We start from the raw sequence: 17,102 nt of genomic DNA on the forward strand, positions 1-17,102 counted from the left end.
ACCGGGTGGGCGTGGAACACGCCCGCCTTGGGGGCGGGCGGGCGTGTGCCGGGCCGCTGCGCGACCCGGCAAAAAAGAAAACCACCTAAGGCCCCGGCGGCAGGTCCAACAGCGTGTCGGCCCGCGCCTGCGTCTGGTTCAGCGCCCCGGTCAGCGCCTCGGTCAGGTAGGCCAGCTCCGCCTCGGACGGTTTGCGCGGCACTTCGCGGTCCCAGCGGGTAAACACCGCCGAACCGCGACCGAACAGACGTGGAAACAGCATCCGGTCCCAACTGTTCAACCGCCGCTGCCGCGTGGTCGAAAAGGCAAAGGTGAAGACCGGCGCGCCGCTGATCCGCGCCCATTCCAGCGGCGGCGCCTTCAGCACCCGCGCCGGGCCAGTCGGCCCGTCGGCGGTCAGGGCGATCCCATACCCATCCCTCAACTGGCGCATGATCGCCTTGGACGTGGCCCGGTTCGACGCCGCCGCGGACATGGCCAGCGACAGGAAGCCGAACCGCTGCTGCACCGCCCCCGACACCCGGCCCATGGGCGACGGATCACGCAGGGTGATCAGCCGCGCGCCCGTGGGTTTCACGATCGCCGGGGCCAGCAGGATGCGCGAATGCCACATGACCAGAACCACCGGACCCGAGCGGGCCGCCCGTTCAAAGGCATCCCGCCCTTCGATCCGCCACGACATGCTGCGAAACGACAGGCGCAGGTATCCCGCCAGCCCGCGGGCAATCAGCCCGGCCAGCAGATCGGAATTCTCGATCCGGCGACGAAGTCCCATGCGCCAAGCCCCGTTGAACACTCGGCCAAACCTATGCGGGTCGCCCGAAGCCAAGTCAACCAAGGCCAATTGACAAGCTCCCCGCCCCGTGGCCAGTTCTGCCGCCAGCAAAGGGGACGCAAATGCAGGACTTTGACCTTGTTGTCGTGGGCGCCGGGATCGTCGGCACGGCCTCGGCCCTATGGGCACGCAAGCGGGGGCTGTCGGTCCTGTTATGTGACCCGAACCCGCCCGGATCGGGCACCAGTTTCGGCAATGCCTGCACGCTCGCGACCTATGCGGTGATGCCGGTCAACAACCCGTCCATCCTGCGCAACCTGCCGAAACTGATGTTCGGATCGGACAGCCCGCTGTCGGTCGACTACCTGCATGCGATGCGCAATCCCCTTTGGATGCTGACCTTTTTGGCCAATTGCCGCCCCGCCCGCGCCGACCATATCGCCCGGCAGCTGGCGGATATCATGGGCCATGCCGAGGCGGGGCTAAACCCCCTGATCACTGAAGCCGGGGCCGAGGACCTGATCCACACCCGCGGCCAGATGTCGGTCTGGTCCACCCGCGCGGCGGCAGAAGGGGACCGCGCCGGGCTGGAGTTCCGCAAGTCGCAGGGCATTCCGTTTCACGAACTCGGACCGGAAGAGGCCCTAGCCCTCGAACCCGGGCTGAAACTGCCAATCCATTCGGCGGTTCACTATCACGCCGCCCGGTCCATCGAAGACCCCCAAGAGATGATCGCCCGAATGCACCGCCGGTTCCTTGCCCTTGGCGGGCAGTGGAAACAGGCCGCTGTCACCGAAACCCGCGCCTACACCGGCGGCGTCGAAGTGACCTGCGGCGAGGATCGGATTGACGCCGCCCATGTGGTGATCGCCGCCGGGGCCCATGCGAAATCGGTGCGCGGGTCCGGGGCCGAACATCTGCCGTTGGGGACCGAGCGGGGCTATCACCTGATCTTTGAGGGCGAAAAACATCGCGTGACCCGGCCCGTCGGCTGGGCCGAAGGCGGGTTCTACGCGGTGCCCATGGCGCAGGGGCTGCGCCTTGCCGGAACGGTTGAAATCGCATCGCTGCGCAAGCGGGTCAATCAGGGCCGGCTGGCATATATCGCCCGCAAGGGGGCCGAGATGCTTGGCCCCCTGCCCGAACCGACCAGCCATTGGCTGGGCTTTCGGCCGACCATGCCGGACAGCTTGCCGGTCATCGGCCACGCGCCGCACAGCGACAGGATCATCCACGCCTTCGGGCATCAGCACCTTGGGCTGACGCTGGGCGGGATCACCGGGCGGATCGTCGCGGACCTTGCCGAAGGTCGGCAGCCGAACCTGCCCATCGCAGGCTTTGCCCCCAACCGCCGCTACGCCTGACCCAACGAAAGGACACGCCATGCAAACCCGGACACTGGGCCAGAACGGGCCGACTATCCCCGCCATCGGGCTGGGCTGCATGAGCTTTGCCGGGGCCTTCGGCGCGGCGCGGGACGAGGACAGCTTTCACTGTCTGGACGCCGCTGTCGATGCCGGGATCACCTTTCTGGACACGGCCAATATCTATGGCGCGGGCCGGTCAGAAGAGGTTCTGGGTCGCTGGCTGAAATCCACAGGGGCACGGGTCACGCTGGCCACCAAGGGCGGCATTACCCGCGACCCGGCTCGGCCCACCAACAACGACCCCGCCTACCTCCGGGCTGAACTGGAGGGATCGTTGTCCAGGTTGGGCGTGGACCGGGTGGACCTGTATTACGTCCACCGGCGCGACCCGTCGGTGCCGCTGGAAGACACGATCGGCGGGCTGGCCAACCTTGTGGCCGAGGGCAAAATCGGCGGCTATGGCCTGTCCGAGGTGGCCCCACACACCATCCGCGCCGCCCATGCCATCCACCCCTGCCTGGCGGTGCAAAGCGAATATTCGCTGTGGACCCGCCTGCCGGAACTGGGCGTGCTTCAGACCTGCGAGACGCTGGGGATCAGTCTTGTGGCCTTTGCCCCGCTGGCGCGGGGCATGCTCGGGCGGGTCGCGCCAGACCCGGCGACCATGGGAGAAAACGACCTCCGGCGCGACATTCCCCGGTTTTCGCCCGCGAACTACCCTGCCAACCTTGCCCATATCCAGCGGTTCCGCACCCTTGCCAAAGAGATGGGACAGACCCCTTCGGCACTGGCGCTGGCCTGGCTCTTGTCGCGCAGCGACCGGGTGATTCCGATCCCCGGCACACGCACCGCCGAACACCTGTCAGACTGGGCCGATGCGGATAGGATAAACCTTTCAGCCGAGGACATGGCCCGGATCGAATCCGTCCTGCCCGCAGGCTTTGCCCACGGCGACCGCTATTCCGAAGACCAGTGGAAATCGGTCGAACGCTACTGCTAGCGCGACCCTAAGAGGCGGAAAACGCAAAGGCGGGCAGACGGTCCAGCGCCGCCTTGAGCGCATCCCCCCAGCCTTCCGATATCGACAGGAGGTAGGGATCATCCGCCTCGATCCGGCCACGGGTCTCTACCTTCAGGCTATCGGTGCGGTAGAAGTGGTAATCAAACGGGGCACCAACGGACAGGTTGGCCTTTACAGTCGAATCAAAGCTGACCAGCATGAGGCGCATTGCCTCTTCGAACCCCATGGCAGAGTGATAGGCCCGCACAAGGATCGGGCGGCCGTATTTCGTCTCGCCAATCTGGAAGAAGGGGGTGTCGGAGCTGGCCTCGATGAAATTGCCTTCCGGGTAGATCAGGAACAGGCGCGGTGGCCCGCCCGCGATCTGGCCGCCAAGGATCAGGGTCGCGCCAAAAGCGCTGTCCGCCTGCTGGCCGCCCTCGCGATGCTGGTCGATCACTTCGCGCAGGGTTTCAGCCACCAGCCGCGCCGCCTGAAACATCGACGGGGCGGCCAATAGCGATGGCTTGCGATTTTCCGGGGTCTTGGTGCGTTCATCCAACAGGCTGACGACCGCCTGCGTCGTGGCCAGGTTGCCTGAGGACAGGAGGGTAATGACCCTGTCGCCCGGCTCTTCCCAGACCGTCATCTTGCGAAAGCTGGAGATATTGTCGATGCCGGCGTTCGTGCGGGTGTCGGACATGAACACGAGGCCCGCGTCCAGCATCATTCCAACGCAATATGTCATCCGGCCCTCACTGTTGCGCGACGTCGATCCGCACCTCGAGCACCTCGCCCGCGCCACCGACCCGTGTGCCAGATACCGGCGCGGCATCGGAATAGTCCAGCCCTGTCGCGACCCGGACATAGCGGGTATCGGGGGAAATGCCGTTCGACACGTCGAACCCGACCCAGCCCAGCCCCTCGACATGGGCCTCGGCCCAGGCGTGCATGGCGTCCTGCGTGGTCCGGTCGTCCAGCATCAGATAGCCCGACACATAGCGCGCGGGAATGCCAAGGCGGCGGGCGCAGGCAAGAAAGGCGTGGGCGTGGTCCTGACAGACACCGCGCCCGGCGGCGATCGCCTCTTCCGCGCCCCAACTGGATTCAGAAGCGCCGATCTCATAGGCGATCCTGTCACGAATCCGTTCGGATAGTTCATGCAAGGCGGGCAGCGGCTGGTCTGCGTCCATGCCGCGCAGCAGTTCCCGGACGCCCGGCCCGGCCTCGGTCCGGTCAGTGGACCGCAGGTAAAGCCACAGCGGCGCCGCCCCCCGGTGCGGCCCGACTACGCCGTGTGTTTCTGTCAGGTCCACCACCCCATCCGACACGATATCCAGTTCGACAACCCCGCGGTCCATGCTGACCAGTTCGACGGTATTGTTGTGATGGTCCTCGAACGACAATTCCTTGCGCCCGCCCTGAATATGGGTCTGCCAGCCGACAACCGTTTGCTGGGCCGTCGATTTCGGCGTTTTGCGCACCTGCTGCAAGGCAAAGGTCACCGGTTCGGCAAAGCGATAGCGGGTCGTGTGATGGATGGTCAGACGCATGGGATCACTCATAGAACCTGAAGTCGATTTCGATTTGCCGCGACACCTTTGACAGGCTGTCCAGCACATCCTGGATGAATTCGTGCAGCCCGTAGTCAAAGATCGCCGCAACATCGTGCGACAGGTAGCGGCTTTCCAGATCAGCAACGAGCCGCTGCGCCGGGCAGCGCTGCGGCTGGCCGGAATTGAGGTAGCCGAGGTTGGTTTTCAGCTTGCCCACGCAAAAGGCAAGGCTGCGCGGCATCCGTTTGTCGAGGATCAGGAAATGCGTGATTTCCTGCGGCCCGCCGCTGGCCCCGTATTCCATGCGGAACCCGCCCCGCGCCGACACCGACCGCAGGATGCTTTCCCATTGAACATTGTCGATCGAGGTGCCGACCGACCGGACCGAGGGAAGCAGGACGTAGTATTTCACATCAAGAATGCGGGCGGTGTTGTCGGCCCGTTCCAGAAAGGTGCCAAGGCGCAGGAAATCATAGATCTCATTTCGCAACATGGTCCCGTGGGTCATGCCCCGCACCAGCGCAGCGTTCTGCCGGATCAGCCTCATGACATTGGGCATGTCCCGTTCGGAAACCTTGCGGGCCAACAGGGTCTTGCTGTCCATATAGGTCGCGTTGATCGCCTCCCACAGCTCGCCCGTGATCGCGGTGCGCACCAGCCGCGCGTTCTGGCGGGCGGCGTGGATACAGGACTGGATCGACGACGGGTTTTCGCGGGCGCGCAACATCCAGTTGATCGCCGCCTCCTTGGTCACCGTGTCGTTTTCAGCCAGAAACGCCCCCAGTGACCCAGCGGATTCCAGCACCGAGGTCCATTCCTCTTCGCTGTTGCCCAAGCGGGTCAGGCCGATCCGCTGCCCGGTTTCGATCAGCCGCGCGATATTTTCCGCCCGCTCAAGATAGCGGGACATCCAGAACAGCCCGTTTGCAGTTTTCCCCAGCATGGCCATCAGTCCTCCAGCACCCAGGTGTCCTTGGTCCCGCCCCCTTGAGAGGAATTGACCACGAGCGACCCCTTCTTCAGGGCTACGCGGGTCAACCCGCCGGGGGTGACATGCACCTTGCCGGGGCTGACAAGGACGAAGGGCCGCAGGTCCACATGGCGCGGGGTAAGCCCCGCGCGGGAAAAGATCGGCACGGTGGACAGCGACAGTGTCGGCTGGGCGATATAGTTCCCCGGCCGCGCCTGAAGTTTCTTGCGGAAGGTCGCGATATCCTTCTTCGTCGCAGTCGGGCCGATCAGCATCCCATAGCCGCCCGACCCGTGCACCTCTTTCACGACGAGGTCTTCTAGATTGTCGAGGACATGGGCCAGCGCGTCCGGTTCCGAACAGCGCCACGTCTGGACGTTTGGCAGAAGCGGCGGTTCACCGGTATAGAATTCGACGATTTCAGGCATGTAGCTATAGATCGCCTTGTCGTCGGCAATGCCGGTGCCCGGCGCGTTGGCGATGGTAATCCCCCCGGCCCGGTAGACATCCATGATCCCCGGAACGCCCAACATGCTTTCGGGATCGAAATTCAGCGGATCAAGGAAATCGTCGTCGACCCGGCGATACAGCACGTCAATCGCCTTGTAGCCCCGGGTGGTGCGCATGGCGACCCGCCCGTCTACGACCCGCAGGTCGTGCCCTTCGACCAGTTCGACCCCCATCTGGTCGGCAAGGAAGGCATGTTCGTAATAGGCCGAATTGTAGATCCCGGGCGTCAGCACCGCGACCACCGGATCCGCCGCCGCACAGGTGGGCGCGCAGGCCGAAAGGGACCGTCGCAGGTCCACCGGATAGTTCTGCACCGACTGCACGCGGTTCTGCGAAAACAACTCGGGGAACATCTGCAGCATGGTTTCCCGGTTTTCCAGCATGTAGCTGACACCGGACGGGGTGCGGGCGTTGTCCTCGAGCACGAAAAACTCGCCCGGGCCAGTGCGTACAAGGTCGATGCCCACGATATGGGTATAGACGCCGCCCGGCGGCTCTACCCCGATCATCTGCGGCAGGAAGGCCTCGTTCCGGCTGATCATCTCCTCCGGGATGCGCCCGGCCTTCACGATCTCCTGCTTGTGGTAGATGTCGTGCAGGAAGGCGTTGATTGCCCGGACCCGCTGTTCGATCCCGCGCGACAGCCGGTACCATTCCGCGCCGGAAATGATGCGCGGGATAATGTCGAAGGGGATCAGCCGCTCCTCGGCATCGGCCTTGCCATAGACGTTGAAGGTGATGCCGGTAAGGCGAAAAAGATCTTCCGCCTCGCGTTGCTTGGCCCGCAGCCGGGCCGGGTCTTCCTGGTCCAGCCAACCGTGGAATGTGCGATAGGGGTCGCGCAGAGCGTTATCACTGCCCCACATCTCGTCGAATAGTGCCGCGTCGGTCATCGGGTCTTCCCCAGTCCTTCGAAATCATGGCCAGACATCCCCTCACGCTACAGACAAAATTCCGCATGTGGAAAGGCAATTGCGCCACAGCCGCGCCCGCCTTTCGGGCAATCGACCCGGTCGCGCACAAAAATCAGGCAGATTTCCACGATGCAGCCTGCATGGCTGGCCGATTGATACTGTCGCGCGCCGGACCGCGTTCCGCCGCATCAGACAAAGCAAAAGGGCCCGCCCCGATCGGGCAGGCCCTTTGCTGAAATGGTGCCCCCAGAGAGACTCGAACTCCCGACCCACTGATTACAAACGTAGTAAGCGAACCTTCTACAAATATCGATGGGTAGATTTTACCCTTTAAAAACAGTGACATATAGGCAATTGAAGCGTAAGAATTTGTTTTGAATTCATTCTGTTTTCGATGACTATCGACCGTTTTCGACACGCTACTTCACACAAAAATTCACACGAAATCGCATTCGTAAACCATTGATAAATCAGTAACAATTATCCATTTTAACACATATCACGCTTTGGTTTGGTCAGTATTCAATGATGATCTGATTGACCAATATTCGTTACTTCTGGTCCTTCTCTTTCTCAGCATCCATCTTGGATACCAATCGTTTGAACGCCATGGCGTCACTGTATGAAATGGCAGTATCGCCATCACGTAGACGCTTCAGTTCATCTTGGGTCATGGGTTTCTTATCATCTTTTTCACTGGTCATGAAATTTTACCTTTGCAGATTTTCGAAAACGCAAACCGTTCGATTTCTTGTCTTTGCACCAGTCACAGAAGAACTTCGTGATCCAATCGTTTGAAGATTTTGGCGATGTTTCAAAATCAAATCCGCTGCATTTGATAGTAACAAAATTCCCTTATCCGATCAAAGAAATTCCAGGGAAACCGTATGTCTACCAAGTATACCCTTGGTCTACAGTTCAATAGTTCTGAAAATGCGTGGAAAATAGCTACAAATCTTACTTAATCTACAGTATGTATCCAAAGTCTTAGATTCAAAGGATACACTTATTGGCACTATATGGGTACGCGCGCGCTTCATCACTTTCTCAGTCAACCGAAATCCAAGAACAAAAACTGTATGAAGTAGGTTGTTCAGTAGTTCGAAAGGAAAAGATATCTGGTGCATCTACTGAAGGCAGAGATGAATTAAAAACACTGCTTGAATTCATAACCGAAGGCGACACTCTGGTAGTTGTTCGACTTGATCGCCTCGGAAGGTCAACAAGGGACGTTTTGAACATCGTTCATGCACTTGACCAGAAAAAAGCATTCCTTCGTGTGCTGGACAGAAACATTGACACAAGCAAACCAGAAGGGAAGTTGATCCTTACCGTCTTGTCCATGGTCAGTGAGATGGAACTGTCATTCATTAAAGAGCGGCAAAAGGCAGGTATAGAACGCGCCAAGACAAAAGGTGTTTACAAGGGACGACCAAGCAGCATTGACCATGAAAAGTTGCTTCAATTGAAAAGAAATGGTCATGGTGCGACAGCGATAGCGAAAGAGCTCGGATGCACACGATCTGCCGTTTACAAGGCGCTAAACAGGTTGAAGTAGAATGACGATTTTGTTGCCGCTGACAGAAAAAATCTACCTCGCAAAATAATTACCTACAAATCCCCAAAAAATCAATTTTTTTTCCTGAGATACATACATACGCCGTATAAATACTATAGACGGTTGCGACCGCCAAACTGAGGTTGCCTAAATCGCAAGATTTATAAGGCATATTTATTCATCACAACTTATCAAAATGCGGATCATTAAATCCGCAAATAGTTAAGTATTGCCTAATAGAAGGTTTCAAAATGCATTACAAAATATTTCAACAAGAAAAGATTGATGCCATTATGTATTTATCAAGACTAATTGATCCCCACTCTGAAAAAAGTGGGATTGAAGAGAGGTCTCTCGTATTCACCATTCAAATGAGGACACTCACAAATATTGATCACATACAAAAAGCAATATTTCAGAAAATCCATAGATCAATATATGGGAAACTGAGTTCATCTGATGAATTCAATTTTTCGATGTTCATTGCTGGTGATGTTGAGGATAGCAGGAGTGGATGGATTCCTGATCATGTGTTGAACAAACCAATAATTCCACATTTTCATGGTATTATCATGTTTTCAGAACGCGACTGGAGGATGGTGAACTCAAATTTATCATTCTGGAAACATAAGATAAAATCATCTATTTTAGATATTAAAGAAGTTAAAGATGATGAAGTTGATGAAGATGGTTGCATCATCAAAGAAAGCATTTGGATAGATCGCTTTAAGAAAGACTATCACAGGGATGCGAAGCATCACTCTCCGCTAGGAGATTATGTTCAATATTCAATGAAGACACATCTTCAAGCAAATCGCAGAGGAATCTATGAATATGAACCAAAGGTTTTTCCATTTGATATTTATGCTACGTCAAAGGAAATAGATAGCGCCAATCATCTCTGCAAAGTCATGATTGGACTTCAAGAAAATTTTGAAAGTGAAAAACGAAATCGAAAGAAACTATGAAAGGAGAATTTCTATGAGCAACATAAAGACCTACAGACCAATTCACGTTAATGTAGAATCTGAACTTCTTGAAAGATTAGATGAATACAAAGGACCATTCACGCCAAGAAGCAAGTTGATACATGAAGCAATCAAATGCTACTTGACGTCACTGGATAATACAGACGTTCGCAAGAAGAACTGGTTTGTCTAATCTTCGCACAGGTTGCCACTGAAGGCAGAAAATCATTCTATTGAGGTCTGGGAGCAAAACATGTTCATGCCCATTCAGTGGTCAACACAGCGCCTCTGAGACCTATTTGATCAGCAGTTCATCCAATGACTTGCCGGATTCTAGATGTTCAATAACCCAAGCAGGTTTTCTGCCCCTCCCGGTCCAGCTCAATGCTGGATTTTCACGATGAGCATATTTTGGTGCTGCTTTGGATTTTGATTTTTTCGTCGGTCCGTCACCCATCAAGTCTTCCAAATTGTAACCATGCTCAGAAGCAATCGCCTTTGCTGCGTTGAGTGCTTCATCACGCTTGCGTTGCTCAAAATCGCCGATTGCTTTCACTACCTGTTTTTGAAGTGACTTGAGTTCATCCAAGTTCAGTTCTTTTAGATCAATATCCATCATTTTTCCTTGCTAGATGTGCAGACTTGCACCGTGATATTTCAACCATCTGCGACATTCCTGATAATCGTCGCAGTATCCTTCAACCAATTTCCAATATTTTGGTGAGTGATTGTGCTCTATCAGGTGACATAGTTCATGGATCACTATGTAATCTACAATTTTATGTGGTGCTAGGATGATCCGCCAGTTGAATGCCACTTCACCTGTATCAAGACATGATCCCCATCTTGCCCTGAAGTCATCAATCTTTATTCCGTTCGGATTCACGCCGATGATTTTCGCATATCTTTTTGTTTTTTCGTGCAACCGATCATATGCGTGAGATTGATACCATGTTGTGAGCAATCTTTTTATGATCGCATGGTTCTTCTGGTCATTGTCCGTGCGTGGATAGGCAACCGTCAAATATCCATTCTTCAACTTGACGGAATATTCCTTACTGCTTTCCAGTTTGAGACGGTAGTTCCTGCCCAGATAAGGAAAGGTTTCACCGTTCACATATTCACGTTGCTTTGGTTCCGGTGTGGATGCATGAATAGCGAGTTTCTGCTTGATCCAAACAGAACGCTTGTTGATCAAATCCTTTATGCGTTGTTCCGATAAGGTATCAGGAACCAGCACACGAACTGTTTCACCTTTGATTTCAATTTCCGCAGATTTTCGACGTGCAGTTCGCACAATATCTACTGGAAAAGGGAAATCCATGATCATCGGAACTTCACCTTCGCCAGTTCCATGAATCGTTCTGTGACGGGTTTCACCAATGCCAAATCAAAGTGCTTGATGATTGCATGTTTGATCTGACGTTTAACCCGTTTCTGTTCATCCCATTTATTGAAAAAATCAACAATTTCAGATGCTTCATCCATCATGGCAACCAATGACTTTACCAGTTCCTTCACGGTGTCATAGGTTGCTTCATCCAGACTATCATCGCCATTCAGTTTTGTGATTTCGGCAACCAAGATGTTGTGAAATGCAAACTCTGTCTCTGTCAGTCCAAGATCAGCAGCACCTTGTTGGCGGTCATTTTCGATGTTGTCGCGCAAGTCCAAAAGAAGTTGCACCAGTTCATCCCACTTATGGGCATGTTTCTGAATGATCTCTTCAAGGCGCTGCGACAGGGATTTGTAGTATTCAGGATCATCATCCAACTTGATCTTGATGTGATGCTTGATCGCATGTTCAATTTCAGATGCACGTGACTTGGCAGTGGTATGGGACTGCAACTTCTCTTTGAAGTCATGAGCCAACAGATCAACAGGGGCAATCTTGGGATCAACACCCGTTGAATAAACATGTTCCTCAATCAGTTGCCGCACCTTTTCACCGGCACCAGATATATCCAGTTGCTCATCGCGGAAAAGGTTCCGTGCCCCTATGGAAATCTTCCCAAGGCGTTTCAGGTCTTTGATGAAGGGCGTTGCCGCTGGATCAGGAAGGATGATGTCCAACTGGCGAGAGAAGGTTTGGAAATCTGTCTGGAAAACTTGCCGTTTCACCTCATCTTCCAGCGCCATGATGCAGTCATCAAGATCATCAAGGTTCAGACCAGCGAAGTGCTTTAGCACCCGTGTGTGGGCATTTTTCAATTTTGGGATTTCGTCTTTGAGGTCTTTCAGAGCACCCGCAACGTCTTCGGATGAGAACATCTCCAATGCTTCTGTGAGGTAGTCACTCAGTCCATAGTAATCGACAATGTAACCTCTGAACTTGTTCTGTGCAGTGCGGTTCACACGGGCAATTGCTTGCAGCAGGGTGTGATCCCGTAATGATCGATCAAGATAGAGCACCTGTGCCACGGGAGCATCAAACCCCGTAAGCAACATATCCTTTACGATCAGAAATGACAGGTTGGATTGCTTCTCACCTGTTCCCAATGGTTTCTTGAAGTCTTCAATCTGTTTCTTGTGAGTGGCACCGTCTGTGTATGCCCAAAATCGTTTTTCGTCGTTGTGATTGCCGGAGATGATCACGGCACTTTCAGGAGCATTCAGAGCGTCCAGTTGCTCCTTGTAAAGGATAGCAGCATTCCGTGAAGACGTGACAATCATCGCCTTGAACCCATTCGGTTGAATGTGTTCGCGGTAGTGTTTCAGGATGTCTATGCAGACCCGTCGAATGCGTTGTGGTGCTTCAAGGATTGCCTGTGTGGTGCCGTATTTTTTCTTGATTGCCGCTTGTTCTTCTTCGGACCTATCCCCGAAATATTCGTCGAACAGACTGTCCAACGAGTCCCCAGTAACACGCACCGCCGCTTCACGACCCTCGTAGAGGATTTGGACCGTGGCACCATCCTGAACCGCTTGTTCAATCGTGTATGTGTCAATGTATGATCCAAAGGTGTTTGTGGTCTTCTGGGTCTTGATCAACGGCGTTCCGGTGAAGGCAATCCGTGGTGCGTTGGGCAATGCTGCATTGATTGCCGCCCCAAGCGTTCCATACTGGGTTCTGTGCGCTTCATCTGCCAAGACGATGATCTTGTCAGAGTCGTTCAGGACAGGGAATTCCAGATCATCTTCACCTTCTTGGAACTTCTGAACCATGGCAGTGATGATGTCAGAAGCATCCGTTGCCAGTAGGTCTTTGAGTTCCTTCACCGAACGCGCATGGCGAATGGTTTCTCCCTGCGCATTGCGGAAGGTGTTGGTCAGTTGTTCATCCAGTTGGGTTCTATCTGTCAGGAACACCAGTTTGTATTCACGAAGAACCGGATCGCGGCGCATCTTCATGGTCAGGAAAACCATTGTGAGGGACTTACCAGACCCTTGTGTGTGCCATATGACCCCACCCTTATCGCGGCGTGACTTGCCCTCTCTAAGGCGCTCTATGGTCTTGTGAACGGCACGGAACTGTTGATAGCGCGGTATCTTCTTCACCACCCGTGCATCAACGGGTTCAAACACCGTAAAATTCTGGAAGATGTCCAAGAAGTTCGCCTTAGAGAACAGACCCTCCAGTAGGATTTCCTGTGCCCCAGGAACACAGTCGAAGTCTTTGACAGATCGCGGATAGGGGTCTTTCCACTCAAGGAAGTGTTCCATCCGTGATGTGATCGTGCCAACCCGTGCCTTATCCCTATGCGTGGACACCATCATCAGGTTGTAGTGGAACAGTTTTTCTGCACCTTCGTCATGTTCAGGGGATCGCCGATTGGCATAACGCAACAACTGGTCAATCCCTGCTTCCATGGGATTGGTGATGTACGGTGACTTACACTCGATCACCGCCAGCGGCAGACCGTTCACAAAACAGACAATATCGGGAATGATGTTCTGGTGAACTCCGGATACTTTGAATTGGTTTGTGCAGAGGAATTCGTTGTTCTCTGGGTTCTCAAAATCAATAATGTGAACCGTTTGACCTTTGTTCCCTTTGCCCAAGTCCTGCATCACGGAAACGCATTGATTGATCAGCGACCAAATCGATTGGTTTGCTTCAATCAGATTGGCATAGGGGGTTTTGGTTAGATCACTGACAACCTTGTGCAGGTTCTGGTCACTGATCCATGGATTGATGCGTTTGATGTTATCTGAAAGGCGTTTTTCCAGAACCACATCCTTGAATGATGAGCGTTCTTCAGATGTTTCAGGTGACAAGGATGCACCATCAACAAAGGTCCATCCCAGTGCTTGCAGATGTTCAAGTGCCGGTCCTTCTACCTTGTCAAACTCATCATTCGCCATTTCAATCCACCTTCACACGCACTTTGCCCGTTAGAAGGTCTTGCATTAAAGATTTTTTGAGGGATCGCAGGTGCGTGAGTTTCTTGAATGTCTCACCAATCAAATTCTGAAACTCCATATAAACATCAAAAATTTTCAACTGTTCCGCCATTGGGGGTACTGGAACCATCGTTGTTTTAAGTGTTTCAGAGCTAATTGAAGACATCACTCCACCCTGAGAGTTGTCTGCAAAATGGCGTAGCACCCATTCAGCGTGGTTTACCTGCCAGCAGACCAAGTGGGAAATTATCTTCTTTGCATCAAAGGAAATCACCCAGGTGTGCTTCGACGAAATCGCAGTGGGGATGTTTTCGGGAATGATACAGCAGCGACCAACTGTGCCCATGATCGTTACAATCAAATCATCGGCGAAAACTTGATACTTGGACAGTTCACGAAATTTTTGTTCCGTAATGTATCGCTTGAATGCACTGACAAAGTTTTCAACTTGAACATTGTCAATTCCAAGAAACGGAACGCCCCGCTCAACCAATTCGTCCTTAAGGAGCGCACTGCCAAACGGTCCACTGCGCATTGGATATTTTTTCTCATGGTCAAGTAGATTTCCAAGTGCCTTTACCTGCCAACTCTTAGGAATTCGCCCAAGTTCACTATCCTTGAACTCCGTGTGACCAATGCCTTTGGTCAGCAACTCATTCATGGTTGCTTTTTTCAGGTCTTGCAGTTTGTCGATCTGTTTCTGAGTGCTTTCAATCACATCATCAACAGAGGTGAGAATGGCAGCGATTTTCTTTTGTTCAGGAAGTGAAAATTCGAAAACCTTCAAGTTTTCAATCGACCAGCGAGAAAGGTGGGGAACACCAGTCCCCTCCGCATTCGATCTTAAATAAGACTGATTACGCTGCAAATTGTAGAAAATAAATTCTGATGAGAAGTCTTCATTCTTTAAACTAATGGCGGCAAGAGTTGACCCCAGATAACCCTCGTGTCCAATACTAACCAAACCAGAGCGTTCACCATCCCAAACAATCTCTATATCACTTTTCGAAACTTCAACGCATGTAGTATCAGCGGTGAACTGTTTGTAGTTTCCGTCAAAAGAATCAATTAAGATATAAGGGAGATATTGTTCACCAAGTTTTTGATCACTCAGCGTATTTGGTTTCTTACCTTTTCTGATTTCAACAATTTCTGATAGAGGTAGTGAGACTGGAAGATTACTCATACCCAAGTTCCTTCAGATAACCCCACATCACGCCTTCGGATTGCTTCACCTGCGCATCAATCTCATGCAGGGAAACCCGATATTTGTCCCACCAGCGTTCAAACTGACTGATCACAGATTGATCAACATCTCCAAGATGACCCCGTATCTGATCCTTAGTTTCGATTTCTTCTTTGAAATCATAATATTCCGCATCCCGCCGTACAAAAACACAGGACACATCCATCCCCTGCAAGGTCTCTTGAATATATTCATCTTCCACTTCGGAAACCGGAACCCCACCATGCAAAATTGCACGAACATCAAACGGTTCAGGTGGTGGTGACGTATCTGCATACCTGCGAATGTTCAGGTTGTAGTCGTTGCCACGGATTTCATCCATGGTGACAACTTTCGAATATCGTTTTTCGTCAACATAGGCATCGAAAACGCTCAGAATATGCAGGATGTCTTCGTCACGCAGTTTGTTCTGGTTCTTTCCTTCTTGGTATTCCAGTTCACCGTTGATGAACAAAACCTTGTTCTTGCGGTGCTGTGGTTTCCTCTTGTTGATGATCAACAACGCAGCAGGAATGCCAGTTCCGTAGAACAATCCAGACGGCAGACCAATCACCGCTTCCAGCAGGTCATCCTCCAGAATGCCCTTGCGGATTTCCTTCTCACTGGACCCACGGAATAACACCCCATGAGGCACAACAACGCCCATCTTCCCTTCGGCATTAAGGGACGCAATCATGTGCTGGATAAAGGCAAGATCACCGGCATCTTTCGGGGGTGTGCCATAGGGATATCTGCCATAAGGATCAGCATCCGCCGCTTCCTTGCCCCACTTCTTGAGTGAGAATGGCGGGTTTGCGATCACGCGGTCAAACATCATCAGTTCGCCACCAGAAATGTGCTGTGGATCACCTAATGTATCACCCTTGCGAATGTCAGCATTGAACACCCCATGCAAGAACATGTTCATCTTGCAGATTGCCCAGGTGTTCAGGTTCATCTCCTGACCAAACAGAGAGAGGTTCTGAGGGTTATCTCCGTGCTGGATGAGGTAGTTCCGTGTCTGGATCAGCATGCCACCAGAACCCGCTGTAGGGTCGTATACGCGCATCCCTGCTTCTGGTTTGAGCAAAGACACCAGCAACCAGACAACTTCGCTTGGTGTGTAGAATTCGCCGCCCTTTTTTCCAGCGGAATCAGCGAACTGTTTGATCAGGTATTCATACGCCGTCCCAAGTAGGTCAGAAGATTCAAAATCCACATTCCGCAAACGATGCTTCGAGAAATGCGAAAGCAAATCCTGCAACTTCTTGTCGGACAATTTGTTCTTGATGTTGAAGTCAATCGTCACCAGCACCCCTTCCAATGAGGGATTATGCTCTTCGATTGCTTCTGTTGCTTTGTTCAGTTCAGACCCAATGTCGTGCTTCAGGTCTTTCAATGCTGACCAGCGACTCCGTTCTGGAACAAAGAAAGTGCGGTCATATTCATCTTCATCAGAGGCAAGTTGTTTTGCTTCTTCCAGTGACCTGCCTTGTGCCACGTAGTCAGCAACAACCTGTTCCTGTGCTTCCTCGAAGGCATCCGAAAGTCGCTTCAAGAACAGCATCCCGAAGATGTAGTCCTTGAATTCTGAGGCATCCATGTTGCCGCGAAGAATGTCAGCGGTTTCCCAGAGGAAGGATTCCAGTTCCTTCAACGTCAACTTTTTGCTCATGAACGCCTCTTTTCTTAGTCTTAGCAGTTACTTACTGCATATTCACTGGCACGTTAGCACACAGTAGCAGTCCAGCCAACGCGTCATGCGACCCTGTTGATTTTTAGCTTATCTTTCGCCCAGATTTGTGGTAGAACACACGCATCCCCAAAGTTCGGCAATGAACAACGCTTCACATGTGAAGTGTTAGCGCATGTGCGTTTGAACTTTGCCGGTCAAACTTATCCAAAATGAAAGGAA

15 protein-coding genes are annotated in these 17,102 nt (G+C 53.0%); 4 read left to right on the top strand and 11 right to left on the bottom strand.

Going from position 1 to position 17,102, the window contains the following annotated elements; all coding sequences use genetic code 11:
• Positions 1–85: 85 nt before the first annotated feature.
• Entirely contained in the window at positions 86–775 is a 690-nt protein-coding gene (locus U3648_RS14595; protein WP_420859971.1) for a lysophospholipid acyltransferase family protein, read from the bottom strand.
• Between the two features lie 122 nt (positions 776–897).
• Between U3648_RS14595 and U3648_RS14600 the strand changes: the two genes are divergently transcribed.
• Complete coding sequence (locus U3648_RS14600) at positions 898–2,139, top strand: NAD(P)/FAD-dependent oxidoreductase (RefSeq protein WP_420859972.1); 1,242 nt, start codon at positions 898–900, stop codon at positions 2,137–2,139.
• A 19-nt stretch (positions 2,140–2,158) separates the two neighbouring features.
• Positions 2,159–3,142, top strand: a complete 984-nt coding sequence (locus U3648_RS14605; protein WP_420859973.1) for an aldo/keto reductase — start codon at positions 2,159–2,161, stop codon at positions 3,140–3,142.
• 7 nt (positions 3,143–3,149) lie between these two features.
• On the opposite strand, the gene U3648_RS14610 is transcribed toward U3648_RS14605, so the two are convergent.
• The 5 genes from U3648_RS14610 to U3648_RS14630 all read right to left on the bottom strand — a co-directional run bounded on the left by U3648_RS14610 (position 3,150) and on the right by U3648_RS14630 (position 7,796).
• Positions 3,150–3,890, bottom strand: a complete 741-nt coding sequence (locus tag U3648_RS14610; protein WP_420859974.1) for a proteasome-type protease — start codon at positions 3,888–3,890, stop codon at positions 3,150–3,152.
• Between the two features lie 7 nt (positions 3,891–3,897).
• Positions 3,898–4,695, bottom strand: a complete 798-nt coding sequence (locus U3648_RS14615) for a transglutaminase family protein (protein WP_420859975.1) — start codon at positions 4,693–4,695, stop codon at positions 3,898–3,900.
• Positions 4,696–4,699: 4 nt separating this feature from the next.
• On the bottom strand, positions 4,700–5,641 hold the full coding sequence (locus U3648_RS14620; protein ID WP_420859976.1) for an alpha-E domain-containing protein: 942 nt from the start codon (positions 5,639–5,641) through the stop codon (positions 4,700–4,702).
• A 5-nt stretch (positions 5,642–5,646) separates the two neighbouring features.
• Positions 5,647–7,071, bottom strand: coding sequence for a circularly permuted type 2 ATP-grasp protein (locus U3648_RS14625; protein ID WP_420859977.1), 1,425 nt, complete (start codon positions 7,069–7,071; stop codon positions 5,647–5,649).
• A 572-nt stretch (positions 7,072–7,643) separates the two neighbouring features.
• On the bottom strand, positions 7,644–7,796 hold the full coding sequence (locus tag U3648_RS14630) for a hypothetical protein (protein WP_420859978.1): 153 nt from the start codon (positions 7,794–7,796) through the stop codon (positions 7,644–7,646).
• A gap of 305 nt (positions 7,797–8,101) precedes the next feature.
• Here U3648_RS14630 and U3648_RS14635 point away from each other — a divergent pair, with 305 nt between their 5' ends.
• Both U3648_RS14635 and U3648_RS14640 read left to right on the top strand, forming a co-directional pair.
• A complete protein-coding gene (locus U3648_RS14635; RefSeq protein WP_420859979.1) occupies positions 8,102–8,650 on the top strand; it encodes a recombinase family protein in 549 nt (182 codons plus the stop codon).
• Between the two features lie 251 nt (positions 8,651–8,901).
• Positions 8,902–9,618 (top strand): hypothetical protein, encoded by a 717-nt coding sequence (locus U3648_RS14640; protein WP_420859980.1) that lies wholly within the window; start codon positions 8,902–8,904, stop codon positions 9,616–9,618.
• A gap of 295 nt (positions 9,619–9,913) precedes the next feature.
• On the opposite strand, the gene U3648_RS14645 is transcribed toward U3648_RS14640, so the two are convergent.
• The 5 genes from U3648_RS14645 to U3648_RS14665 are packed head-to-tail and all read right to left on the bottom strand — an operon-like array spanning position 9,914 to position 16,862.
• Entirely contained in the window at positions 9,914–10,234 is a 321-nt protein-coding gene (locus tag U3648_RS14645; protein ID WP_420859981.1) for an H-NS histone family protein, read from the bottom strand.
• A gap of 12 nt (positions 10,235–10,246) precedes the next feature.
• Positions 10,247–10,948 carry a M48 family metallopeptidase gene (locus tag U3648_RS14650; RefSeq protein WP_420859982.1) on the bottom strand — a complete coding sequence of 234 codons (702 nt, stop codon included), beginning with the start codon at positions 10,946–10,948 and terminating at the stop codon, positions 10,247–10,249.
• Positions 10,945–13,923: a type I restriction endonuclease subunit R gene (locus tag U3648_RS14655; protein ID WP_420859983.1), complete on the bottom strand. Its 2,979-nt coding sequence runs from the start codon at positions 13,921–13,923 to the stop codon at positions 10,945–10,947. The genes U3648_RS14650 and U3648_RS14655 overlap by 4 nt, the downstream gene beginning before the upstream one ends.
• 1 nt (position 13,924) lies before the next feature.
• Entirely contained in the window at positions 13,925–15,148 is a 1,224-nt protein-coding gene (locus U3648_RS14660) for a restriction endonuclease subunit S (RefSeq protein WP_420859984.1), read from the bottom strand.
• Positions 15,141–16,862, bottom strand: a complete 1,722-nt coding sequence (locus U3648_RS14665) for a type I restriction-modification system subunit M (RefSeq protein WP_420859985.1) — start codon at positions 16,860–16,862, stop codon at positions 15,141–15,143. Before U3648_RS14665 ends, U3648_RS14660 begins: the two co-directional genes overlap by 8 nt.
• Between the last annotated feature and the right edge of the window lie 240 nt (positions 16,863–17,102).

Origin of the sequence: Marivivens marinus, assembly GCF_035969385.1 — a bacterium.
Taxonomy (GTDB): Bacteria; Pseudomonadota; Alphaproteobacteria; order Rhodobacterales; family Rhodobacteraceae; genus SELP01.